The organism is Ruegeria sp. E8 (genome assembly GCF_056533985.1).
On record NZ_JBQFOY010000006.1, the window covers coordinates 1 to 23354 of the forward strand.

At 56.6% G+C, this 23354-nt stretch carries 22 protein-coding genes and 1 tRNA gene; 13 read left to right on the forward strand and 10 right to left on the reverse strand.

Annotated elements, in window-relative coordinates; genetic code table 11:
- The first annotated feature begins 328 nt into the window (after positions 1-328).
- From ACR0LF_RS09775 to ACR0LF_RS09785, 3 genes are all read left to right on the forward strand, one after another.
- On the forward strand, positions 329-1285 hold the full coding sequence (locus ACR0LF_RS09775; RefSeq protein WP_480578068.1) for an AraC family transcriptional regulator: 957 nt from the start codon (positions 329-331) through the stop codon (positions 1283-1285).
- A gap of 109 nt (positions 1286-1394) precedes the next feature.
- On the forward strand, positions 1395-1763 hold the full coding sequence (locus ACR0LF_RS09780; RefSeq protein WP_480578071.1) for an SPW repeat domain-containing protein: 369 nt from the start codon (positions 1395-1397) through the stop codon (positions 1761-1763).
- Positions 1764-2024: 261 nt separating this feature from the next.
- A complete protein-coding gene (locus tag ACR0LF_RS09785; RefSeq protein ID WP_480578074.1) occupies positions 2025-2510 on the forward strand; it encodes a YHS domain-containing (seleno)protein in 486 nt (161 codons plus the stop codon).
- 228 nt (positions 2511-2738) lie between these two features.
- Here ACR0LF_RS09785 and ACR0LF_RS09790 read toward each other — a convergent pair whose 3' ends face one another.
- Positions 2739-4031, reverse strand: a complete 1293-nt coding sequence (locus tag ACR0LF_RS09790; protein ID WP_480578077.1) for an NADH:flavin oxidoreductase/NADH oxidase family protein — start codon at positions 4029-4031, stop codon at positions 2739-2741.
- 77 nt (positions 4032-4108) lie between these two features.
- Here ACR0LF_RS09790 and ACR0LF_RS09795 point away from each other — a divergent pair, with 77 nt between their 5' ends.
- Entirely contained in the window at positions 4109-5008 is a 900-nt protein-coding gene (locus ACR0LF_RS09795) for a LysR family transcriptional regulator (RefSeq protein WP_480578080.1), read from the forward strand.
- A 283-nt stretch (positions 5009-5291) separates the two neighbouring features.
- On the opposite strand, the gene ACR0LF_RS09800 is transcribed toward ACR0LF_RS09795, so the two are convergent.
- Both ACR0LF_RS09800 and ACR0LF_RS09805 read right to left on the reverse strand, forming a co-directional pair.
- Positions 5292-6047 (reverse strand): isochorismatase family protein, encoded by a 756-nt coding sequence (locus ACR0LF_RS09800; protein ID WP_480578083.1) that lies wholly within the window; start codon positions 6045-6047, stop codon positions 5292-5294.
- A gap of 26 nt (positions 6048-6073) precedes the next feature.
- The gene (locus ACR0LF_RS09805) at positions 6074-6505 is read right to left on the reverse strand and encodes a VOC family protein (protein ID WP_480578086.1); all 432 of its coding nucleotides are present in this window, start codon (positions 6503-6505) and stop codon (positions 6074-6076) included.
- Positions 6506-6590: 85 nt separating this feature from the next.
- Between ACR0LF_RS09805 and ACR0LF_RS09810 the strand changes: the two genes are divergently transcribed.
- Positions 6591-7487: a LysR family transcriptional regulator gene (locus ACR0LF_RS09810; protein WP_480578089.1), complete on the forward strand. Its 897-nt coding sequence runs from the start codon at positions 6591-6593 to the stop codon at positions 7485-7487.
- 116 nt (positions 7488-7603) lie between these two features.
- On the opposite strand, the gene ACR0LF_RS09815 is transcribed toward ACR0LF_RS09810, so the two are convergent.
- Genes ACR0LF_RS09815 through ACR0LF_RS09825 form a run of 3 tightly spaced genes read right to left on the reverse strand, consistent with a single transcriptional unit; the run spans position 7604 to position 10067 of the window.
- Positions 7604-8242, reverse strand: a complete 639-nt coding sequence (locus tag ACR0LF_RS09815) for an MBL fold metallo-hydrolase (RefSeq protein WP_480578092.1) — start codon at positions 8240-8242, stop codon at positions 7604-7606.
- A 4-nt stretch (positions 8243-8246) separates the two neighbouring features.
- Positions 8247-9668: an MFS transporter gene (locus ACR0LF_RS09820; protein ID WP_480578095.1), complete on the reverse strand. Its 1422-nt coding sequence runs from the start codon at positions 9666-9668 to the stop codon at positions 8247-8249.
- Between the two features lie 27 nt (positions 9669-9695).
- The gene (locus ACR0LF_RS09825) at positions 9696-10067 is read right to left on the reverse strand and encodes a DUF1330 domain-containing protein (RefSeq protein ID WP_480578098.1); all 372 of its coding nucleotides are present in this window, start codon (positions 10065-10067) and stop codon (positions 9696-9698) included.
- Positions 10068-10169: 102 nt separating this feature from the next.
- On the opposite strand from ACR0LF_RS09825, the gene soxR reads away from it, so the two are divergent.
- The gene (gene soxR, locus ACR0LF_RS09830) at positions 10170-10643 is read left to right on the forward strand and encodes a redox-sensitive transcriptional activator SoxR (RefSeq protein WP_480578101.1); all 474 of its coding nucleotides are present in this window, start codon (positions 10170-10172) and stop codon (positions 10641-10643) included.
- A gap of 117 nt (positions 10644-10760) precedes the next feature.
- On the opposite strand, the gene ACR0LF_RS09835 is transcribed toward soxR, so the two are convergent.
- Positions 10761-11690 carry a LysR family transcriptional regulator gene (locus ACR0LF_RS09835; RefSeq protein ID WP_480578103.1) on the reverse strand — a complete coding sequence of 310 codons (930 nt, stop codon included), beginning with the start codon at positions 11688-11690 and terminating at the stop codon, positions 10761-10763.
- A gap of 93 nt (positions 11691-11783) precedes the next feature.
- On the opposite strand from ACR0LF_RS09835, the gene ACR0LF_RS09840 reads away from it, so the two are divergent.
- On the forward strand, positions 11784-13277 hold the full coding sequence (locus ACR0LF_RS09840) for a hypothetical protein (RefSeq protein WP_480578105.1): 1494 nt from the start codon (positions 11784-11786) through the stop codon (positions 13275-13277).
- Positions 13278-13617: 340 nt separating this feature from the next.
- On the opposite strand, the gene ACR0LF_RS09845 is transcribed toward ACR0LF_RS09840, so the two are convergent.
- The 3 genes from ACR0LF_RS09845 to ACR0LF_RS09855 all read right to left on the reverse strand — a co-directional run bounded on the left by ACR0LF_RS09845 (position 13618) and on the right by ACR0LF_RS09855 (position 15329).
- Positions 13618-13692 (reverse strand) — tRNA-Gln (locus tag ACR0LF_RS09845).
- Between the two features lie 91 nt (positions 13693-13783).
- Entirely contained in the window at positions 13784-14773 is a 990-nt protein-coding gene (locus tag ACR0LF_RS09850; RefSeq protein WP_480578108.1) for an NADPH:quinone reductase, read from the reverse strand.
- A gap of 94 nt (positions 14774-14867) precedes the next feature.
- Positions 14868-15329, reverse strand: coding sequence for an SH3 domain-containing protein (locus tag ACR0LF_RS09855; protein ID WP_480578662.1), 462 nt, complete (start codon positions 15327-15329; stop codon positions 14868-14870).
- Positions 15330-15527: 198 nt separating this feature from the next.
- Between ACR0LF_RS09855 and ACR0LF_RS09860 the strand changes: the two genes are divergently transcribed.
- From ACR0LF_RS09860 to ACR0LF_RS09885, 6 genes are all read left to right on the forward strand, one after another.
- On the forward strand, positions 15528-16514 hold the full coding sequence (locus ACR0LF_RS09860) for a 2-hydroxyacid dehydrogenase (protein ID WP_480578664.1): 987 nt from the start codon (positions 15528-15530) through the stop codon (positions 16512-16514).
- A 19-nt stretch (positions 16515-16533) separates the two neighbouring features.
- Positions 16534-16917: a GFA family protein gene (locus tag ACR0LF_RS09865; protein WP_480578111.1), complete on the forward strand. Its 384-nt coding sequence runs from the start codon at positions 16534-16536 to the stop codon at positions 16915-16917.
- Positions 16918-17031: 114 nt separating this feature from the next.
- Entirely contained in the window at positions 17032-18819 is a 1788-nt protein-coding gene (gene ggt / locus ACR0LF_RS09870; protein WP_480578115.1) for a gamma-glutamyltransferase, read from the forward strand.
- Between the two features lie 93 nt (positions 18820-18912).
- Entirely contained in the window at positions 18913-20322 is a 1410-nt protein-coding gene (locus tag ACR0LF_RS09875; protein ID WP_480578118.1) for an FAD-binding oxidoreductase, read from the forward strand.
- Between the two features lie 86 nt (positions 20323-20408).
- Positions 20409-20687, forward strand: coding sequence for a hypothetical protein (locus tag ACR0LF_RS09880; protein ID WP_480578121.1), 279 nt, complete (start codon positions 20409-20411; stop codon positions 20685-20687).
- A gap of 142 nt (positions 20688-20829) precedes the next feature.
- Positions 20830-23337, forward strand: coding sequence for a GcvT family protein (locus ACR0LF_RS09885; RefSeq protein WP_480578124.1), 2508 nt, complete (start codon positions 20830-20832; stop codon positions 23335-23337).
- The last annotated feature ends 17 nt before the right edge of the window (positions 23338-23354 follow it).

Consider the following 23354-nt stretch of genomic DNA (forward strand, 5'->3'; position numbering starts at 1 on the left):
CATGAAAGCCCGAACCTCAGATCAGTTTCCGCAGAGCTACGCCGAGGCGGCGGCCGGGCTGATTGAAGGTTGGAAAAATCAGTAAGGTATCGAATATACAGGCGCGACTGACCTCTTGCGGCGTAAGAACTGCGCGCCTGCAGCGAATGGCCGGTTTGACGCGCCGCGCTGCGGCAACGAGGTTATTCACTGAAGGGCCGGATTGGGCCGTGAGATCCAACCAGGACAAGTGGTTCCCCACCGTACTACGACATGGCTAAACGTTCTAATAGTTGTGCAGATCGTTCGCCGCCCTGTACATTCGCAACTAACGGCTTAGACATATGGAATGCTTGATCTTCTGAGCCACATACTGACCAGCCTGTCCATGCGCGGTACGCTGTACTTCCGGACGTCGTTCACAAAGCCTTGGGGTGTCGCCGTACCAAGTTACGAGAACGTGGCCCGGTTTCACTTTGCGCATCGCGGTAGCTGCCTTGTGCGAGTCGAAGGCACCGACACGGTTATAGATCTGGCGCAGGGCGATCTTGTCATCATTCCGCATGGGGCGACGCATTCGCTCTATTGCGGTCATGAGCCAGAGAAGACAGTCCTGCCACTTGACGCCGTTTTGGAAAAATCGGGTTACGACGGGTCAGGCGTACTGGTTTTTGGTGGTGATGAGCCGCAGTGCGAAACGCAGCTTGTTTGCGGGCATTTCTCGTTCGACCCAAGCTCAAGGCACATTCTGCTGGATCGCCTGCCACCGTATATCCATCTGAAAAACTATGGTGAAAGCGCCGGTCGCTGGATGGAAGCTACGCTTCGTATGATTGGCGAAGAGGCCGGAGGGACAAAACTCGGTGGAGACCTGATCGCGCTGAAAATGTCAGAAGCAATCCTTGCCCAAGCGATCCGTAGCTTCATTGAAGGTGACGAGGCAACTGAATGGGGCTTGGGTGCCTTTTCCGACAAGAGCCTGAGCCGCGCGTTGGATGCGTTTCACAAATCTCCGACAGACAGTTGGACGGTGGAGAAGCTTGCCCAAGCCGCAGGGATGTCGCGGACAAGTTTTGCGGTCCAATTTCAGAAGACAATGAGCATGACACCCATGGAATATGTCACAGGGTGGCGCATGGAACTTGCCAAGAAAGTTCTACAAGATCCTGGAACGTCTCTCTCTGAGGCAGCAGAAAATGCCGGATATGCATCGGACTCGTCGTTCACTCGGGTTTTCAAAAAAGAGATAGGGATGACCCCCGCAGAGTTCCGAAAGTCCCAAAATCTCGTTCGTTCGCAAGTCTGAACGATCTGCGCATTATTCCAAACTTACGGACATGGTTCGGCTTCTGCCAACGACCTAATTTGACCTCATCAATGCTGCACCGCAGTTCAAACCAGGAGGAAAAATTGTCATGTCCCTACGCTTCGTCACCAAATCCATCCACGCATATCTGGACTATCCTGTCGCCATTGGCCTCATTGTCATGCCGTTTATCTTCGGGCTGGGCGCGGGAAACCCTCTGGCCCTTTGGTTCTCGGTTGCCACCGGGGTCGCCGCCTTCGGGTTGACGATTCTGACGGATCATCCCCTCGGCATCATTCGAGTGCTGCCGTACAGTTTGCACCTTACGGTCGACTTTCTTGTCGGTGTGACCTTCGTTGTTGCACCGTTCCTGTTCGGCTTCACAGGCCTTGATTTCTGGTACTACACGCTGCTTGGCGGGGCGGTCCTTCTGGTTGTTGGACTGCATCAACCAGAAGATGCGGCATTGAGCGCTTGAAACACATTGACGTAGCTAGGGGCCGCACACTTGATGCGGCCCCTTTCGCGATTCAATGCTCGGCAACTGGTCCCAACCCACAGCGTCGTTTCGATAATGGGCAGGCCTTTTCAGCACAATTAATTCAGATCGTTCGGAACATCATACAAACAGTTCAAATAAACTGCGTACACGTTGATTGTTCGTTCTGAGAAACTCATTCTTTGAGCACGAGATGAGCGCTCGACGGTCGAGCTCTCACAGTCAAAAAAGGAATTCCCAATGATCAGGAAACTCGCAATCACCTCCGCTCTTTTGACCGGCCTCGCGCTCAGTGGCACAACCGCAATGGCGGCTGACGAATACAACGTGTCACGTGGAATTACGGCCGCCGGTGCGCCTCTGGGCCTACATGGGGTGGATCCGGTTGAGTTTATCGCAACTGTAAACCCGGTTGAGGGCTCCGCCGCATTCACTGCTGTCCATGATGATGTGGCTTACTACTTCACCTCAGAAGCCAACATGAAAGCTTTTGAAGCAAACCCTGCGGCGTACCTGCCCCAGAATGGTGGCTACTGCACCTTCGGCGTTTCCGTAGGTAAAAAGTTTGACGGTGACCCTGAGTTCCATGCCGTCATCGACGACAAGCTCTATGTGTTCCTGAATCGAGCCATCTTCGATGAATTCAACAAAGACCGCGCGGGCACGATTTCAAAAGCCGAAAACCAGTGGCAAGACATCCGCAGCACATCGGTGGAATCCCTTTAAGTCTGCCAATCACGTTCTAAGTCAAAGGGGCGACCGTCGTGTCGCCCCTTCTTCTAAGGGGAGAGGAGATTTCAGTAAAAGCACGCTCTGTCGCGGGTGAAGTCATCGGCAAAGGTGCAGAAAGTGCACCGCCGACGAATGGCAGAAAAGTGGGCTGCGAACGCCGCAATCGGTGACTGCGCTCAAGGTCGGCTAAGGGCCGTTTTCGATGCACCTAAAATTGGACGGTTACCTGTCCTTCGCGGCGGATTGGTTCAATGACAGATCTTGGGAAAACCGCCTTTCCCGGGCTGGAACACCTTTCGGAACAGAAAACCTTGTCTTCCACTGAACAACGCGCAGTGCATCGCGTTTCTCATACTCTGTAACAGCTTCACCGATGTCCCGGTTAACATGATCCTCTCGATCTTTTCCGAGATCGGTCATGCGCATGGTAAACCAAGCGGTCATTCCGCCGGGCGGCAAGGTGGCAAAGCGAGGGAAAGAGGGATCACTTTTGCCTTCCTGCCACTTTTTAGGCAAGGAGGGATCAAGGACAATACCCCGTGCCACCCCCACGACATCCGCATCCCCTGATCGGACTGCAGCTTCAGCCTCTTCTTTGCGTTTGAAGCCGCCGGTGACCATTAGTGGAACCGATATCAGTCGACGCGCAGCGCGTGCAAATTCGACAAAGTATGGACCCTTCGTCGCGCGTTCCGAACTGGAAGGTGCCCCAGGGAAATAGGTCCCGCCGCTGATATCCAGCAGGTCGACACCCTTGCCTTCGAGTCCGGCAACGACTTCGAGGGCTTCGTCTTCCGTGAGGCCTCCGTCGAGTTGATCGGTTGCATTCAGCTTTACTGCAACCACAAATTCGGATGGGACCGACGCGCGAACGGCTTCGACCGTTTCAATGAGTAGCCGCATCCGCGCCTGTATCGAACCGCCATAGGCATCAGTTCGGCGATTGAATAGCGGCGACAGAAATTGGCTCAGGAGGAAGCCGTGTGCAGCATGGATTTGCACGCCGCCAAATCCCAGTTCCGCCGCACGCTGCGCGGTGCGGGCAAAGCAATCTGGAACGGCTCTTATCTCGGCGATTGACATGGCTTCGCTGCGGAAATCAGGAAAGTCGATGGCGCTTGGCCCTCTGGGTTTGCTGATCGGAAGATGAGCCATTGCCCCAGCATGTCCGAGCTGCAGCCACAATTGGGCTCCGTTAGCCGACCCGCGCCGCGCAAGGTCGCTAAATGCTTTCACGTCGGCTTCATCATCCAGAACCAAATTGCCTGGTTTCTCGGGATACCTCGGATCACCTTGCACCTCGCCGATGATCGACGCGGCAAGCCCCCCTTCAGCCCAGCGTTCATAAAGCCGCATCTGAGTAGGAGTTGGGTTTCCCTGGCCATCTGCCAACGAATCCGACATCGCCGATTTGATGATCCGGTTCTTCAATACACGCCCATTCGGCAAAGTGAGTGGCGAGAACAGGGAGGCGTTCGAAACGGTATGCAAAGCGGTTCTCCTTGGAGTTTCCATCTTTGTTTGAGATACTTAGGATAAGATTGCATGATAATATGGCCATTTGGATCATCTCTTGATAGGTTTTGGAACAGATGACGCAAAAAACAGAAATCGAGATCCTTCTGGCTGTTGTTGATCACGGCAGTTTCTCAGCTGCCGCCAGAATATTGGGATACACGCCGTCCGCTGTGGGGAAGCGGGTGCATCAGTTGGAACAGCGGTTGAAGGTGCCGCTTCTTGTCCGCTCGACCCGGCGCATGGCCCTGACCGATGCAGGGCAAAGATATGTGGAAGAAGCGCGGGGTCTTCTTGCTCGCCTCACAGCGCTGGAAGAGGATATTGCCGATGATGGCGACAGGCTGCGCGGCGCAATCCGCGTGACAAGCGCCGCAGCTCTTGGCCGTCTGCATATAGTTCCCCTTACGATCGAATTCATGGAACGGCATCCGGAGGTTGAGATCGAATTGCTGTTGACCGACAAATTGGTTGATTTGATCGGAGAGGGTTTTGACCTTGCGATCCGCAGCGGTGTCTTACGCGATTCATCCCTGGTCTCGCGAAAACTAACGACCTACCGGCGGGTGCCATGTGCCGCACCTGCCTATCTAGAACAGCATGGCACCCCCCGGCAGCCGGAAGAGCTTACCACGCACAAATGTCTGCGCCTAAGCCATGAGAGGCACCTTTCGGATTGGGGGATTGCCCGAGCAGCACATGGGCATGCACGGCTTGGCCCTGGCTTCATTTGCAACAGCCTGGAAGCTCTCCACGCAGCGTGCTGCGCGGGGCGCGGCATTGCTTGGCTGCCAGAAATTCTCGTCTCTCAAGACCTGCAAAACGGCCACTTGGTGCCGATTTTAACCGATTGCGCTGAACAAGACGCCGGCGGCGGGGTCTTCATTCTACGCCCGGAAACAACCTTCCTGCCGCGACGGGTGCGGGTTCTGATCGATTTCCTGGTGGACCACGTCCCGGGCATTCGAGCCGATTGAACCAGGGCAATCTCGCACTTACCGCAAACGGCAGCTATGCTGACTGCAACTGCAGAAATGCCGTAGAGCGACTAATGGCAGGAAAGGGCGGTTTCAAATTATGGCTTACTGATCGAAGGGGTAAGTTTTTAAGGCACTGATTTTAGCAGCAGAGGACTCTGCCTATCAAATCCTTCAATGCCATTGGCGCTCGCTTTCGCGAAGTTGCACACGTGCGTGTAGGCAAAGCGTAACTTCAAAGAGATTTCGCTGTGGGGGCCGAAGCCCCTGACAGGTGTTGTGGTTACCACGTTGAACTCGGGTCGACTTTGAACAGATGCTCCATGAACACGCGGGTAACGTCCTGCAATTTGTCAGAACGCGCATGGTCGCGTTGCAGTTCGGCCGGAACCACGTTCCATGTAATTGGCTCGACGCCGGCCTCGATCATGCGGCGCATGCCATTCTCGTGGCTGAGCTGGCTGATTGAACCCACCGTATCTTCCGGCACATAGACATCATATCCGGCAAGTTCGGCCTCAATCGCGGGATAGGCCAGACAGACATCTGTCCAGAGACCGCCCATTATCAGCTTGGTTCGACCGGTTGCTTCGATCGCAGCGACAAATTCAGGTTCCTCCCAGGCATTGACATTTGTCCGGTCGATAAAGACTGCGTTCGGGGCCAACTCACGCAGTTCTTCGATCATCGGATCATAACCGTTCAGGCCCACGGCGACATGGCTGAAAATGATCGGAATGTCATAGATCACTGCAGTCTTGATCAGACCCGTGGTGTTGTTGATCAGTTCTTCATGATCGATATTCTTGACCCCGGCCAAAATAGGCGGCTGGTAGTCGATCAGGATCAGCGCCGAGTTGGTTGGTGACAGAAACGGGTCTTCGTCAGCGGCCCGGATCGGTGTGCCCTGATAGCCTTCTGGGTATGTCGCGACACCATCCACTGTTTTGATCATCGGGGTTTCCGCCAGTGCCGGCAGTGCTGTGGTGGCGATGGTCAGGCTCAGTGCCGCAGCGAACGGTTTTAAGAAAGCGATCATGAGAGTATCTCCTTGAGTGATTGGTGTTAGCCGTGTGCATGCTCGGCGATGAGTTGCGCGACAGAGGGACCGGGGCCGACAAGCTCCAGAACATTGCGATCCGGGTCGCGAATAAAGATGGTTTTGGTACCGCGAAATTCCCGACGGCCCGTGATGGCGATGCCGTTTTCGGTAACAAAGGCTTCGGTTGCTTCGGCATCCTTCACCTTGACGGCCAGATGGGTGATGCCAGGGTATTTCTCAGTGTCGTCCATCAGGACGTTTTCGCCCGCTTTTGCGGTCGCCGGGCCGAGCAAGTTGATGTTGATCCCTGACGGGTGCAGCATCACGAGTGGATGGCCTTTGTCATAGCCGCCGTCTGCGATCAGTTCGAATCCAAGCAACTCATAGAAGGCGACGGATACGTCGCGGTTGCTGATGCGGATGCCGATGTGGTCGAAGTTTCTGATGTCCAACATGGTTTGACCTTTCCTTTTCTTGCAAGAAAGGTAGTTATGCTTGTAATGAACTTTAATAACCCAGTTGGAACGGCATCTATTCCTAATGGATCATAATAAGAATCTTTTCGACGGCATGGTTCTGTTCTGCACTGTGGTGGAACAGGAAGGGATGAGTGCAGCTGCAAAACTGCTGGGCCACACGCCGAGCCATGTCAGCAAAGAGATCTCGAGGCTTGAAGTGCGACTTGGCGCCCGGCTCTTGAACCGGACAACGCGCCGGATCAGCCTGACGGAATCCGGGCGCATATACTACGAAAACGCCCGTCGGATTGTGGATGACACCCGTGCAGTGCAGGACCGATTGCATTCGGTTGGCGACCGACCATTTGGAGAATTGCGGATGAGCGTGCCTGTAGTGTTTGCGCACGGGTGGCTGAATGAGTGGCTGCCCGAATTCCTCCAACGGTACCCTGAAGTTGATCTGAACATCGATGTATCCGAGCGCCGCGCTGACATGATCGGCGAAGGAATAGACTTGCTGGTACGCATCGGAGATTTGCCACCGTCCGACCTGATTGCCCGCGAGATCTTTCGCACGCAGGGTCTTACGGTAGCTTCGCCCGCCTATCTGAAACGAAAGGGCACTCCGCGTCACCCCAATGAACTCAAAGACCACGAACTGATTGACTTCTCGTTTCACGGGGTCACACAAAACTGGACCTATCCAGGGCCAGACGGAGATGTGATTACGGTGCCAATCGCACCGCGCGTTCGATGCAACGACGCTCATACCGAAAAGGTGCTGGCCCTTGCCGGCCGTGGGATTACCCGCCTGCCAGAGCTTTCTTGTCGGGCGGAACTGGATGCCGGGGCTTTGGTAGCAATTTTACCCGATTTCCGCTCACAGCCGATCGGGGTCAACGTGATCTACGCCAGTCGCGACAACCTGCCCGCAAAGACCCGTGCCATGATCGACTTTCTGGTTGAAAAGAGCGGCTGAGGTCAAACCCTGTGGATACTCCAACCCCGATCGTTGGCGGCAAGTGGCCTATACAAACCCTCCGATCTCGGCACCTTCAACCGTTTTCGGATAAAACACTGCTGCCTGTTCTTACTTCACTGCAAAGACGAGATAGCTGAGTCCAATGCGGCATGCCAGTCGCTCTTGGTCAGTTCGGCTATTTGGTAGTTCCCAACGGCGACGCTGGGGATGATTATATCGGCCTGAACGGTTCTGAGTTTTTCGAGTGTTTCAATCAACGTGGTCCGGTTTCCCCCATGGCTTTCCATGACCAATGCCTTCCACTCGCCGTTGTCGGGGTACAGCGTGTCACCGACAAAGAGATATGTCTTACCGTGTGGTGAAGCGTATCTGTAGCAGATGTTGTTATCCGTATGCCCCGGCGTGTAAATCGCCTCTAACCCGCCGCTGTGTTTGGCGCGACCATCCGTTTCAATGTATTGGTCCAGCTTTAGACCTTTCGGGAAGTACTTCTGAATTTCCGCATGCCCCACCAAAGGTGAGCCGAGTAAGGATTTCGCCTTAGCCAGCCCGTCGGTGATCTCATGATTATGGCTGAGGTACAGGTGATCGACATTTCCAGATGCCTTGATGGCATGCAGCGTCGACGGATCTTCGGCAACATAGATCATGTCACGCCCCTCGGGATGCTCAAGAAGGTAGGCGTGGGACTTCAATGTTCCGAAGCGCATTTCAAGCGGTGTTTGCCAAAGGCCCGGGAATAGCCGCTCCATCCTGTTACTCCTTCTGTCCGGCAATAAGGGCGCGGCTGGCAAGAACTGCAACCCCGGCGGCCAACCCGAAAGTCACGAACAGCCAAATTGCTGAATTTGCTATGGTTGCTTGGTTCCCGGCACCGTTGAACCCGGTGAAGTTGCCGACAAGACCAGCCGCAGCGGTTCCAAACGCGACTGCAAACATCTGAACCGTAGATAGGGCTGAAGCAGCCATGTCCCGTTCGTTCTCATCCGTGAATTGCAGGATGAATGTGTTGAGGTGAGGCCAACCGGAGCCGATGCCAACTCCCAAAACAATCAAGGCGACTGACAACAGCAAAGTCATAGCCGGTCCTGCGAACTCGAACATCGGCGTTGTGGTGCCAAGTGCGACGCAGGCAATCATCATCAGGATTGGTCCGGCGAGTACTGCTTGGTGCATCTTTCGACCAGTGTAGCGAGCGGAGAAAACTTCAGAGGCCGCCCACCCGATTGAAACCAACGCAGCCACATAACCTGCCATCAGCGGGCTGAGTTCATGCAACTTTTGCAGATAAAAGGGCATGAAGAACTCGGCATTGATACAGAAGATCAAAAGCGCCATGACCGATATGGCTAGAAACAGTGGTGTTCCTGGGATGGTCGCGTCGCGAGGGAACAGTCGCACCGGTTTAACCTGTTCGCGGTGCATCAAGGTGAGCAAAAGCACAACAGAGGCTAGTACTGCCGCAAACGCCCAAGCAATAGATGGTGCAATGCTACCGAGCGAGATCGCCAAAACAGAACCTGCAAGCAGCCCGAGTTGCCCGAATGCAATTGGCTCGGTCGGCTTATGTTCCTGCGGATTGCGTGGGAGTAGGATTAGGGTCAAAGCGACAAACAAGGCGGTAATCGGCAACATGATCCCAAAGCCCATACGCCACATACCAAGCTCGGCAAAAATACCTCCGATGGCTGGGCCAAACAGCATTGTGATCCCCCATGTTCCGGACAAGAGCGCCATCGCCCGCGACCACAGGCGTTCCGGATAGACGACGATGATCATCGAATAGCACAGCGTGAACAGCATCCCGCCACCTGCACCCTGAATGACCCGCCCCACCAGCAAAACCGGCATGCTCCACGCCAATGCGGCAAGCAGGCTGCCTGTTGCAAAAACAATCCCAGCCATCCCAAATCCGAGGCGGACGCCCGTGCGCCTTAAAAGATTGCCTGTGACGGCCGCACTGAGGATTGCCGCAAGCGTAGCGAGCGTCGCATTCCAGGCATAAAGGCTATGCCCGCCTATCTCTGCCACGATTGAAGGCAGCATCGTCGCCGAAAGGGTGATGTTCACCGCGTGCAACGCGATGCCTGCCGCAAGGACTGCGGAAGCAGCTGAGAACTCTCCCCTTAGAATTTCCTGCCACCCGGCTTCTTTTGTGTGTTCAACGGCTGTCGTCATAGTTCGCTCCGCGCTCAGAAACGGTGTTCAGTCATTTTGTACGTAAGCGTGATCTGGGTTTTGCTCGGCCCATTCTTCGGCATCGAAACCTTCCACCGCAAACGTAAAATTCGGAGGGATCACATCCGTTCTGAGGTGTTTGACGGCCTGATACTCTTCCGAGTGCCAAAAGCCTTGCAGCGCTTCCATCGATGGGAACCGGAACAAAGTGAACCGGGCATCATCTTTCCACACACCCTCAAAGTGATCCATGAATTGCCCGGTTTCGCCAGCGACGATCAACTCTCCGCCCCACTTTTCAATAATTGGGTGTGTGGCCTGACCGTAAGGATCAAGCGGGCCGTGGCCTTCGGGCATGAATGAACTGGCCACAAGGTAGGCTGGCTTCTGTTTCGACATTTCAATCTCCGTGTCTTTTTGCCCGATGATTCGAGCCTGCCCTTGCGTTGCTACTTCCTCAACTTAAGTTGAGGTCAAGCGGTCGATGACAGGAGTTGCAAGATGAATCGTCGTGGCGGTCTGACGGTAGGCGAAGTGGCTGAACGCAGCGGTATCGCTGTGTCTGCGGTGCATTTCTATGAGCGCAAAGGGCTGATCGCGTCGGTACGTAACGATGCCAACCATCGCCGGTATTCTCCGACAGTATTGCGAAAGATCGCCATTATCCAGGTGGCGCAGCGGGCGGGCATTCCGCTTCGGGAAATAGCCGAAGCTATGGTTTTTCTGCCGCCTGAGGAAAAGGTGACGGTCAAGCACTGGGAGAAACTTTCCACTCGTTGGACCGAAGATTTGGACGACCGTATCGCACGTTTACAGCGGTTAAGAGATGGAATGGCAGGCTGTATCGGATGTGGTTGTCTGTCGATGGATACATGCAAGCTGGTCAACCCTGACGACAAAATCGGTGCCAACGGCCCTGGGCCGCGATATCTGGAAGAAGATGCACCAGAGGTGGAAGGCTTTACTGGCACATAGACAAAGTTGGTTTAGTTGAAGCGGTATCGACTGTGTTGTCGTTGCCGACTTATCTCTAAACGCTCATATTGCTTGCGCGGAGAATGACTGATTTGGGCCGCAAAGCTTGATTCTCACTTAGTCTAGGTTTCGCCAGACCTCGCGCATCCAACGCAACTCCGCACGTACCCCGACTTCGATCCTCCGCAGGACTGCTCGCAACCGTTTCGGCATCGGACGTTGTGGAGGCCATAGAAGGTTGATCGGGCGTTCAGGGTTGCCACTGTTTAACACTTTTACCAACGATCCGTCGCGCAGGTCGGCTGCCACCTGATACCCAAAGAATGCAGCAAATCCCAAACCTGATCTGCATGCTGTACGAGCAAGAGCGACGCTGTCGCTGACAAACGCGGGGTTGGGGCGAACAACGAACGGTGCTCCACTGCGCTCGTTGAACTTCCATGCCAACCCAAATCGTCTTTTGGCGATGTCGACTCCAACACATGGTAAGTCAGTCAGCTCATGGGAATCATGGGGAACACCAACCTTCGCAATCAGCGAAGGAGCGGCACAAACGAAAGATGGCATACTCCCGATCTTTCGCGCGATCAGTCCGCTGTCATTCAATTCGCCAATTCGGACTGCGACATCGTACCCGCCGCGAACTAAGTCTAGCGGTTGATCGGTCAGGTCGATCTTTAGATGAAGTTCAGAAAACTCGGATTGCAATGCCAAAAGCGTTGGTGCCAATACCAAGTTTCCAAACTCCACTGGTGCCGTCAGCTTGATCTGTCCTTTGGGGCTCTCTTGTTGCTCGCGAACACGGTCTTCCGCTGCTTCCAAATCGCCCAGGATACGTTTGCAATCGTGAAAATATTGTTCTCCCTCGGGTGTCAGGGATGAGCGCCGCGTTGTACGGGTAAGGAGTTGCACATCCAGCGCTTTTTCCAGTTCTCCAAGGCTCCTAACCACAGATGATTGCGACCGGCCCAATCGTCGCGCCGCCTCGGTCTGAGAGCCGTATTCGACTATCGCGACAAATGTTCGGATCGAGGTCAGTCTGTCCAATATTTCCTCAAAGTAAATAACAGTTACCCAAAATCAGCATAAATTGATGCGCTGAAATTCTCTACCCTGTCATCAGACACAAGGAGACTTGCCATGAAACGCCGTATTCTGTTCGGATCGCTAGCCCTTTGCTTGCTGAGCTCTACCGTCCTTGCTCAGAACACTGATCAACGTTTGGGCCAGATCGACTTCCCTGTGAGTTGCAATGATGCCGCGCAAGCGGCTGTTAAAGAAGGTACCTTGCTCTTGCACCACATGATGTACCGTATGGCTGAAGCGCGCTTTGAAGCCGCCGCTGTGTCGGATCCTTCTTGTGCAATGGCCCAATGGGGCATTGCAATGAGCAATTTCCATCCACTTTGGCCGGGTATTCAGTCGCCTCGAGAACGTGAAAATGGATTGGCGGCCATCCAAAGAGCTGAAAATCTTGATGCCATCACACCTCTGGAAAAAGCTTACCTCGCTGCGGTTACTAGCTTTTATGACCCAGAGCTTTCGACTTACCCCCAACGCAAATCTGCTTGGGCTGCAAAGCAACAGCAACTTTATGAAATGTATCCTGAGAACACTGATGCCACAGCTTTTGCAGCCTTAGCGATGCTTTCTGTTGCGGCACCTGGGGACCAAACGTTTGCGCTTCAGCGAGAGGCCGGTGCCCTATTGGAAGACCTTCATGCAACCGAACCTAAACATCCCGGTGCACTGCATTACCTGATTCATGCATATGATCACCCTCCGCTGGCTGCATCGGCTCTTCAATTCGTGCAATCATATCTCGAGCTTGCGCCTGAAAACCCGCACGCTCTCCACATGCCTTCCCATATCATGACCCGCCTTGGCCGTTGGGAGGAGGCCGCAGATCTCAACCGACGTTCCGCTGCCGCAGTGATGGCTCAACCTATGTTGGACGGAACAGTATCCAATCATTATCCCCATGCGCTCGACTATCTTACCTATGCGCTACTGCAATTGGGCGAATTCGAAGCTGCGGCAGAAGTTGTGGAGACTCTGCTCGGAACGGCCAATATGCAGGACGTATTTGGCACCGCCTATGCTGTCGCCGCAGCACCTGCGCGTGTTACTCTCGAACTGCAAGACTGGGAGGCTGCAGCTGCACTACCTGACATTCCATATGAAGGGCTCGAGTGGGGTCGCTACCCACATGCACTTTCAATCGTGGCGTTCGCGCAGGGCATTGGAGCCGCGCGCGGCGGCGACGCCAATGGTGCAAAGGTCGCACTCAACCGCCTCGCGGATCTTAGTGCGATCATGACGGAGCGTGGATTGGGCTATTGGGCGACATTGGCCAATGCACAAAGCGGTGCAATCGAAGGATGGATGGCTTTTGAAGCAGGGAATACTGAAGCAGCACTTAACCTTATGGTGGCGGCTGCCGAGACCGAAGATTCCGTTGGCAAGGCACCGGTCACACCAAGTCACGTTCTGCCGGTTCGCGAGCAGTTGGGCGACATGCTGCAATTACTCGGCGAACCTAGCGCCGCCATAGAGGCTTACGAGGCCGCATTGGCGATTTCCCCGAAACGTCGCAAGTCGCTCTCGGGGATAGCTGACGCTTTAGGCGATTGAAGTCATTTAGAAGGCTAAAAAGTAAAGAACCTCTACGATACTGCAGTCGCCGACGGCCCGAACCAAATCCCGGTATCACCCGCAGCGAATGGCCGGTCTGACGGGCCGCGCAGCAGTATAGACTAGACAGGCCGAGTGGCAGTCTCGCTGCGCTCTGATTTATAGACTCTCCCAAAGTCACCAAACTCGTACCGCCGGAATCGCGAAGTGAGACTGCGGCCTGAAATCGACCATTGTTGCACGCACGTTCGGGTCTCAGCTAAAAACGCTAAAAGTTAAGTCGCTGAAAACGCGCCATAATCGGCGGCTAGCTATTCGTGTGTGATATAAAGGAAAATCATGGCTGGGGTGGTAGGATTCGAACCTACGATACACGGTACCAAAAACCGCTGCCTTACCACTTGGCTACACCCCAACGGTGAGCGGCTATCTACGATTGTTGGTGGCGGGGTTCAAGAGCGTTTTGTCAAAAAAACCGAGCGCTGAACAATTTTTTTCCGAGGCCGTTACTTGGTGTCGATCAGCACGGCGCCGGTACGGTTGCCGTCTTGCACCAGCGTATGGGCGGCGGCGCATTCTTCCAGCGTAAAGACCTTTTGGACCGGGCAGATTAAAGCGCCCTCCGTCAAGGCCTGGTGGAGGGTCTTAACAGCAGTGGCGCGCAAGTGCGGGGGCAGAAGGTAGATCAGAATTGTCTCAAAGGTCACGGCTTTGAACATCATGGGACCAAAAGGAAAGATGGGTGCCATGTTTCGGGCTGACCCGTAAGCGTTGATGCGTCCGTTCTCGGCGATGACGGCTGCATTTGTTTCTATGTTTTGGCCGAACTCAACATCCACGATACGACCGATCATCTGCCCGTTATTTGCATCAAGGATCTGATCGGAAAGGCTCTTGCTGTTATAGTCGAGTACCGCATCTGCACCTGCCGCTTGGACTCGGTCAAAGTTGCGAGGGCTGGCGGTCGTGATGACGCGTGCCCCGGCCCATTTGGCAAGTTGAACGGCCAGAAAACCAACTGTGCCTGCTCCACCGTGGATCAGAATCGTTTGCCCTTTGGGGGAGCCGCCCGAAAACACCGCATGGCAGGCGGTCAGGCCGGGGATGCCCAGAATGGCACCGGTCTGTAGGGAAACTGCGTCCGGCAGGGCTACGGCCTGTGTGTCTGGCAGAGTGATGTGGCTGGCAGCGGTACCGAAAGGGCGTTGCCATTGCCCGTTCCAAACCCATACACGCTGGCCAACCCTCGAAGCAGGTACTCCATCTCCAACCGCCGAGATCACACCGGCCCCGTCGCTGTGCGGGACGATCAGTGGAAACGGCGGTTCGGTCACGCCCGGTCTGGTTCCAGCGCGGGCTTTGACGTCGGACGGGTTCACGCCGGAATAAGACAGCTCGACCGTGACCTCGCCCGGACCGGGTGGGATCGGTGGAAGGTCCTGTATCCGCAGGACATCCGTTGGGTCTCCGAAGGTGGAAAATGTGACTGCGCGCATGGTGGCCTCCGTTTTGGTAGAGTTTCACAGTATTTCGACAGGAAACTCAAACACCTCGTCGCGTGCTTCCAAAAAGGGAAAACCAGACTGTTGGCTATTCGCGTATCTCGGACGGATCGACGCCCCAGAGGTTCGCTTTCAATGTCCAGCCGCGATACCCGCCCGCTGTGATCCGGCACCAGTCCAGCGAACAGGTTCCAAGGCGCGCCACCACTCCGGTCTCGAAATGCGCATTCACGGGTGAGGTCGGGTCTGGTCGCGCATAGACAGGCAGCATCTCGGATTCGATCAGCACCGTGCGGACGCCCGACAACAAAGCATAGTGAACCCAACCGCCGGCACCGTCGCGGTCCTGTACCTTTCGCCAATTGCCGTATTCGGCCGTGATCTGCAGCGGCATCCCGCGCCGTTTGAACACCCAGTCGATTCGATGGGTCAAAGATGGCCCGCGCCTTACATTGCCTTCGGCGGCTTTCATCGAAACATAACGCGGCAGGGGCAGGTTGGTGACCGATCCGCGCTTGACCTCGGCATGTGCGGCCCACGCGCCGAACATGACCAGAAATACGGATAGTGCCGCCAGACAACGGCGTTTTACCGGTCGAATACCACTCACTGACTGCCCGCTCTTATGCCTGTTGATCCGGTTTTGAAAAAAGGTCGACTCAATGCCAATGGGGTTCTTGTGCCCCGCCTTATCCTGCGCCACGATGCCATGGCGCGCGTCCGTTTGCAAAGCAGTGGGAGAGCCGAGGTGCCAAGAGAACGTTTGAGTGTTGTCGTTACGCGACGGTTGCCCGAAGCGGTCGAAACCCGGTTGAGCGAGTTGTTTGATGTACGCCTGCGCGACGATGACACTCCGATGACGCGCGAGGAACTTGTGGCCGCAGTGCAGGAAGCCGATGTGCTGGTGCCCACGGTGACCGATGCGATTGATGGCGGCCTGTTGGGACAGGCAGGGGAAAACCTGAAGCTGATCGCCAATTACGGGGCCGGTGTCGACAACATCGATGTGGCGACCGCACGGCAGCGTGGCATTCTGGTGTCGAACACGCCCGGTGTGCTGACCGATGACACCGCAGACATGACCATGGCGCTGATTCTGGCCGTGACGCGTCGTATCCCCGAAGGGTTGAGCGTGATGCAGCAGGGCGACTGGACGGGCTGGGCCCCGACTGCGTTTCTGGGTGGTCGTATTGGAGGGCGTCGTCTGGGTATTCTCGGTATGGGGCGGATCGGGCAGGCCGTCGCGCGGCGCGCGAACGCATTTGGCATGCAGGTTCACTATCACAACCGTCGAAGGCTCCGCCCCGAGATAGAACAAGACCTTGAAGCGACGTATTGGGAAAGCCTAGATCAGATGGTTGCCCGGATGGATGTGATCTCGGTCAATTGTCCATCGACGCCATCGACCTTCCATTTGATGAACGCGCGACGTCTGAAGCTGATGAAACCGTCGGCTGTGATCGTGAACACGTCGCGGGGTGAGGTTGTGGACGAAAACGCCCTGACCCGGATGATCCGCTCGGGTGAAATCGCGGGGGCAGGGCTGGACGTTTATGAACAGGGCACCGATGTGAATCCGCGCCTGCGGCAGCTGCCCAACGTGGTTCTGTTGCCGCATATGGGATCGGCGACGATGGAAGGGCGCGTGGAGATGGGTGAAAAGGTCATCATCAACATCAAGACCTTCGAAGACGGTCACCGCCCGCCGGATCAGGTTGTGCCTGCGATGCTGTAGCACGCCGAAAGGGGCTGGGATGGACGCATATGAAGGAGGATGCCGCTGCGGAAATCTGCGCATCAAGGCTTCAGGTCATCCCCTCAGGGTCGGGATTTGCCATTGTCTGGACTGTCGCAAACATCATGGCGCACTGTTTTATGCGGCAGCGGTTTTTCCAGACGACAAACTGGTGATTTCCGGCGAAGCGCGAGGCTATGCCGACCGGTACTTTTGCCCGACCTGCGGCTCTCCGGTCTTTGCGCGCAGTGGGGAAGAAATCGAAGTACATCTTGGCTGCCTCGACACGCCTGACCAATTGACGCCGACATATGAATGCTGGGTCGCCCGGCGCGAAGCATGGTTGCCCGAGTTCCCCGGAATGACCCGCTATGACCGGGATCGCATGGAAGACGGCGCTTAAGTGAAAATCAGGCGGAACTCTGCCTTATGCTCGTGACCGAGCAACTTGTCCTTGTACATGGTGCGCGCGGCGTACAGTGTTGAAAAATAAGAATGTATTGGAGGGTTTGATCAGATGAGACGTGTTTCAGTTTTGCTGCTTTCTGCATTTTCTTTTGCGGCTCCGGGGTTCGCTCAGGAAGCGGCTGATGCCGTTGCGCCGGAAACGGCCACGGAAGGGCAGGTGCAGGCTCTGACCGAAGAGGTCATCGCCGCGCTCGAAGCCAAGCTGGACGGCGTTCCGGTCACATCTGAGAACTGGATGGTGGCCGCAGCCAACCCGTTGGCCGTGGAAGCCGGAGCGAAGGTGCTGCGCGCCGGCGGCTCTGCCGCTGACGCAATGGTTGCCGTTCAGGTGGTGCTAGGTCTGGTCGAGCCGCAATCCTCGGGTCTTGGCGGTGGAGCGTTTCTGGTCTGGTACGACGCAGCGACCGGGCAGATGACAACACTGGACGGGCGTGAAACCGCGCCGCTGGCGGCCACCCCAAGGTTGTTTCAGGATGAAAACGGCGAACCGCTGAAATTCTTCGATGCGGTTGTCGGTGGGTTGTCCGTGGGAACGCCGGGCACGCCTGCCTTGCTGGAAGAGGCGCATCGCCGCTGGGGTCGTTCCTCCTGGCCCGGTTTGTTCACCGATGGTATCCGGCTGGCGGATGAGGGCTTTCTGGTCTCTCCGCGTTTGGCCAGCCTCGTTGAAAACGACGCCGAACGCCTGTCGCGCGTTTCCGAAACGGCGGCGTATTTTCTGCCGGGCGGAGAGCCTTTGCAACAAGGGCAACGTTTGGTGAATCCGGACTATGCCGAAACGCTGCGTGTGCTGGCCAGCGACGGTGTTGCCGGGTTTTACGGCGGTGAGATTGCCGCGGATATCGTGCGCACGGTTCGCAACGCTCCGGGCAATCCCGGCGTTTTGTCCGGCACGGATCTGGCGTTGTATCAAGTGATCGAACGGGACCCGGTTTGCGCCGAATACCGCGCCTACGAGGTCTGCGGCATGGGGCCACCGTCGTCCGGTGCACTGACCGTTGGGCAGATTCTGGGAATGTTGAACAACTACGATCTGGCAGCGATGGGACCGGAGAGCGCTGAGGCGTGGCGGTTGATCGGCGATGCCTCACGCCTCGCCTTTGCGGACCGGGGTCGATACATGGCTGACAGCGATTTCGTACCGATGCCGACCAACGGGCTGGTTGATCCGGCCTACCTTTCGCAGCGCGCGCAACTACTGGAGGCCGAAGGCGCATTGGTCGAGGTCGGACCCGGTCAACCGGAATTCGACCATGCGCTGAACTGGGCGGATGATACTTCGCTGGAATTGCCCTCGACCTCGCACATCTCGATCGTGGACAGCTATGGCAACGTGCTGTCGATGACGACCACCATCGAAAACGGCTTTGGTTCACGTCTGATGACAAACGGGTTCCTTCTGAACAATGAACTGACGGATTTCTCGTTCAAGACCCACAGCAACGGCGTGCCGATTGCCAACCGGTTGGAGCCTGGCAAACGCCCGCGATCCTCGATGAGCCCGACCATCGTGATGCAGGATGGCGCGCCGGTTCTGGCGATTGGTTCTCCGGGAGGCAGTCGGATCATTGGTTATGTTGCCAAATCCATCATCGCCTGGGCCGATTGGGACATGGATGTGCAGCAAGCCCTGTCCATGCCGCATCTGGTCAACCGTTTCGGAACCTATGATGTCGAGATCGAAACCGCGGCAGAAGGCTTTGCCGATGCCCTTGTTCAGCAGGGCTTTGAGGTCAACCCCCGCGACCTGACATCCGGCTTGCACGCCATCGAAATCGGTGACGGGCTGAGCGGGGGTGCCGATCCGCGTCGTGAAGGCATTGCGCTGGGCGAGTAACCCCTCGGTATTAGTGGGGATTGCCCGCCCGCTATGGGCCTTTTAGTCATAGGCTGAAAGGTCCGCGACATGCGCGGGCAGGGGAGGATGACGATGGTGCAGGCAACCGCATTGCCACGGAATGAAGCTGGTATTGAAACCGTGATCGGCGTGCTCAAGCAGCGCTTTGGCGACAGGTTGCAAACAAGTGCTGCGATCCGTGAACAGCATGGTCACACCACGACATGGATCGAAAACCAAAGCCCGGATGCCGTGGTATTCCCGCATACAACGCAGGAGGTTTCTGACATCGTCAAAACCTGTGCCGCGCACCGTGTGCCAGTGATCCCGTTCGGCACTGGAACGTCGCTGGAAGGACATGTGAATGCGCCGGCGGGAGGTTTCTCAGTCGATCTGACACAAATGGACAAGGTTCTGGCTGTCCATGCCGAGGATCTGGACTGCGTCGTGCAGCCGGGCGTGACCCGCGAGGCGCTGAATACGCATTTGCGCGACCAGGGTCTGTTCTTCCCGATTGATCCCGGTGCCAACGCCTCACTGGGCGGCATGGCTGCCACCCGTGCCTCGGGCACAAATGCGGTGCGCTATGGAACCATGAAGGACAATGTGCTCAGCCTCGAGGCGGTGATGCCGGATGGTCAGATCATCCGTACCGGGCACCGGGCCAAGAAATCCTCGGCCGGATACGATCTGGCCCGCCTTCTGATCGGGGCCGAAGGCACATTGGGGATCATCACCGAACTGACCCTGAGGTTGCAGGGCATCCCCGAAGCGATCAGTTCCGCCCGGTGTTCCTTTCCAACCGTCGATGCGGCGTGCCGTGCCGTGATGATGACCATTCAATATGGCATTCCTGTCGCCCGAATCGAGTTGCTGGACGAGATGTCAGTTCAGGCGGCCAACGCCTATTCCGGGCTGAGCCTGCCGGAAACGCCGTTGCTGTTGCTGGAATTCCATGGCTCGGAAAGCGGAGCGGTGGAACAGGCCGAAACCTTTGGCCAGATTGCCGAAGAGTTCGGCGGCACCGATTTTGCCGCGACCTCGACCACTGAAGAGCGGAACAAGCTTTGGCAGGCGCGGCATGATATGTATTGGGCATGCCTGCAATTGCGCCCCGGTGCGCGCGGTATCTCGACCGATGTCTGCGTGCCGATCTCGCATCTGGCCGAGTGCGTGACCGAGACCCAGAGGAAAGCAACCGAACTTGGGCTTATCGCCCCGATGGTGGGGCACGTGGGGGATGGGAATTTTCACTCGCTTCTGTTGATCGACATGGAGAGTGCCGATGAGGTCGCCAAAGCTGAAGAGTTTGTTGGCTGGTTGAACGATCTGGCGATTTCGATGGAGGGCACTTGTACCGGCGAACATGGAATTGGCCAGGGCAAAAAACCCTATCTGATCAAAGAACTCGGTGCAGCCACCCGGTATATGGCCGCGATCAAAGCCGCGCTAGACCCCGAGAACATCATGAATCCCGGCAAGATTTTATCCGACCATTCGTAACGCGTTTCGTGATCTGGTCCGTTTTGTGCCCTCAAAACGTCTACTTGTTCTGGTCTCAAAGACCCGAATACGAACAGGTGATCAACATGAGTGCAAAATATCTGGCGGGGATTGTAACGATCTGCGGTTTGGCCGTTGCGGGGCTGGACTATTCTCAGCAAGCCAACGCATCGGAAATTGGTCTGAGCGTCAAAGGTTATCTTGCCTCGGTTTCTTCACGCGCCGGGATTTCGGACAGCTGGTTCGAAGCCGATTCCGAAGCGCCGCAACCTCAGAACCCGACCGCACAGAAGCCTTCGGAGGAAGGTACCAAACTGGTCTGCACCTCGGTCGGAGCCAGTAAACGCTGCCGCTCCAGCGGCTGAGGTCAAAGGCTCGATTGCCGGTTTGCGACCTGCATATGCTGATCGGGTCGTTTTTTTCCTATCACTGGTCGGATGAATGTCGCGCGACCCCCCATAAGTGCGCCATATGGTGGCAACTGAATTCAAGGGGAGATTCCCGGCTATGAAAACCCAAGTCAAAGCACTGGTTGTAGGCGGCGGCGCCGTCGGCACCTCGATTGCCTATCACCTGGCCAAAGCGGGCTGGGACGATGTGATGCTGATCGAACGGGATGAGCTGACCTCTGGCTCGACCTGGCACGCGGCAGGCCTGCTGCCGCTGTTCAACATGTCCTATGCGACGACCCACATCCACAAATACTCGGTCGATTTCTACAAGACGCTTGAGGAAGAGACCGGACTGAACGCGGGTTTCGCCGTGGTCGGCAACCTGCGCATGGCGCAGACGCAAGAGCGTATGGACGAGTACATGCTCTACGCCTCCACCGCCGAGACCTGTGATGTCGCCTACGAATGGCTGACACCTGATCAGATCAAGGAACGCTGGCCGCTGATCGAAACCTCGGACCTGAAGGGCGCGATCTACCACACTGAAGACGGCTACATTAACCCTGCCGACGTGACGCAGGCGATGGCCAAAGGTGCTCGTCAGCGCGGTGTCGATATTGTCCGCAAGATGCAGGCCGACGCGTTCCACTGGAACGGCACCCACTGGGAAGTCACCTGCACCAAGATGGTCGAAAAGGGCGGCAACCTCGTTCCTTCTGATGAGCAGGTCGTAATCACTGCCGAGCACGTTGTGACCGCGTCGGGCAACCACGCACAGCGCACCGCCAAGATGCTGGGCATCAAAATGCCTGCCATCCCGGTCGAACACACATTCATCGTCATGGACAAAGACCCGGAACTGGTCAAATGGCGTGAGGCAGGCAACCCCGAACACCCTGTTGTCCGTGATGCTGACAATGAATCCTATGCGCGCGAAGAACGCGGCGGCTGGATTCTGGGTATCTATGAGCACGGCGCGCCCGCGCAGTTCGAACATGGCGTACCGGACAGCTTCCGCGCCGACCTGTTCCCGCTGGATCTGGACCGGATCGCCGATCAGTACATGGCGATGGCCGAACGCGTTCCGTCCTGCGCCGAATCCGGTCTGAAAGACGATTTCAACGGCCCAATTTGCTACACCCCTGACGGCAACCCTCTGGTTGGCCCCGCTCCGGGCCTGCGCAACATGTGGCTGGCCGAAGGGTTCTCGTTCGGTATCACCGCTGCGGGCGGCACCGGCTACTATCTGGCGCAGATGATGGTCGATGGCGAAGCCGAGATCGACATGGCCTCGCTGGACCCCAAGCGTTACAGCAGCAACTGGATGACCACCGAATTTGCGGCCCGCAAGAACGAAGAGTGCTATGAGCACGTCTACATCCTGCACCACCCGGACGAAGAGCGCGCAGCCTGCCGTCCGCTGCGGACCGTTCCGGCATACGACCGTCAGAAAGCACGCGGCGCACAGTTCGGCTGGGTCAACGGCTGGGAACGTCCGAACTATTTCGGCCCCGTCGATGCACCTGACAACTTCGACAAGGAAAGCCGTTCGTTCCGCCGCGGTGGCTGGTGGCAATATGCCGTCGAAGAAGCGAAGGCGATCCGCGAAGGCGTTGGCCTGATCGACGCGTCGGCCTTTACCAAGCATGTCGTCAAAGGCCCCGGTGCGACCCAATTCCTGGATTGGTTCACCTGCAACAAGCTGCCCAAGGTCGGTCGCATCAACCTGACCTACGCGCTGACCTCGCACGGGACCACCCGCACCGAATACACTATCGTTCGCAATGGCGAGAACAACTACTACATCGTCTCTGCCGGTGCCTGGACCGAGTATGACGCCGACTACCTGCGCAAGGCGGCCGAGGACAAGATGGAGGAGTTCGGTTACATCGAGATCCAGGACGTGACCACTCAGTGGGGCGTCTTCGCCATCGCCGGACCCAAGTCGCGTGATGTTCTGAAAGAGGTCATCAAGGACGCCGATCCGGATACCGCTCTGTCCAACAAGCGCTTCCCGTGGCTGTCTGCCCGTCAGATCGAACTGGGTATGTGCCCGGTCAACGCGATCCGTGTGGCCTATACCGGTGAGTTGGGTTGGGAACTGCACCATCCGATCGAGATGCAGAACTACCTGTTCGACCTGCTGGAAAAAGCCGGTGAAAAGCACGGTATGAAGCTGGTCGGTGCCCGCGCGCAAAACTGGCTGCGTCAGGAGAAATCCTATCGCGCGTTTGGTACCGAACTTGGTCGCGACGCGACCCCGCTTGAAGCCGACCTGCCGCGCTTTGTCGATCTGTCGAAAGATTTCTATGGCAAGGCCAAGCTGGAAGAGACCGGCGTGCGCGTCAAATGCTGCACCCTGCTGATCGACGGACCGGACGATGCCGATCCGTGGGGCCGCGAAGCGCTGTACACACCGGAAGGTGAGCGCGTCGGTCGTCTGACCTCGGGCGGTTACTCGGTGGCGTTCGAGAAATCCATCGGCATGGGCTATGTGAAGCCAGAGCTGGCGGTCGAAGGCACCAAGCTGCAGGTCAAGATTCAGGATAAACTGTGGGATGCGGTTGTGACCTGCGACAGCCCCTACGATCCGAAGAACGAGGTCATCCGCAAGGACGGCTGATCCTGGACTGTGTTGCA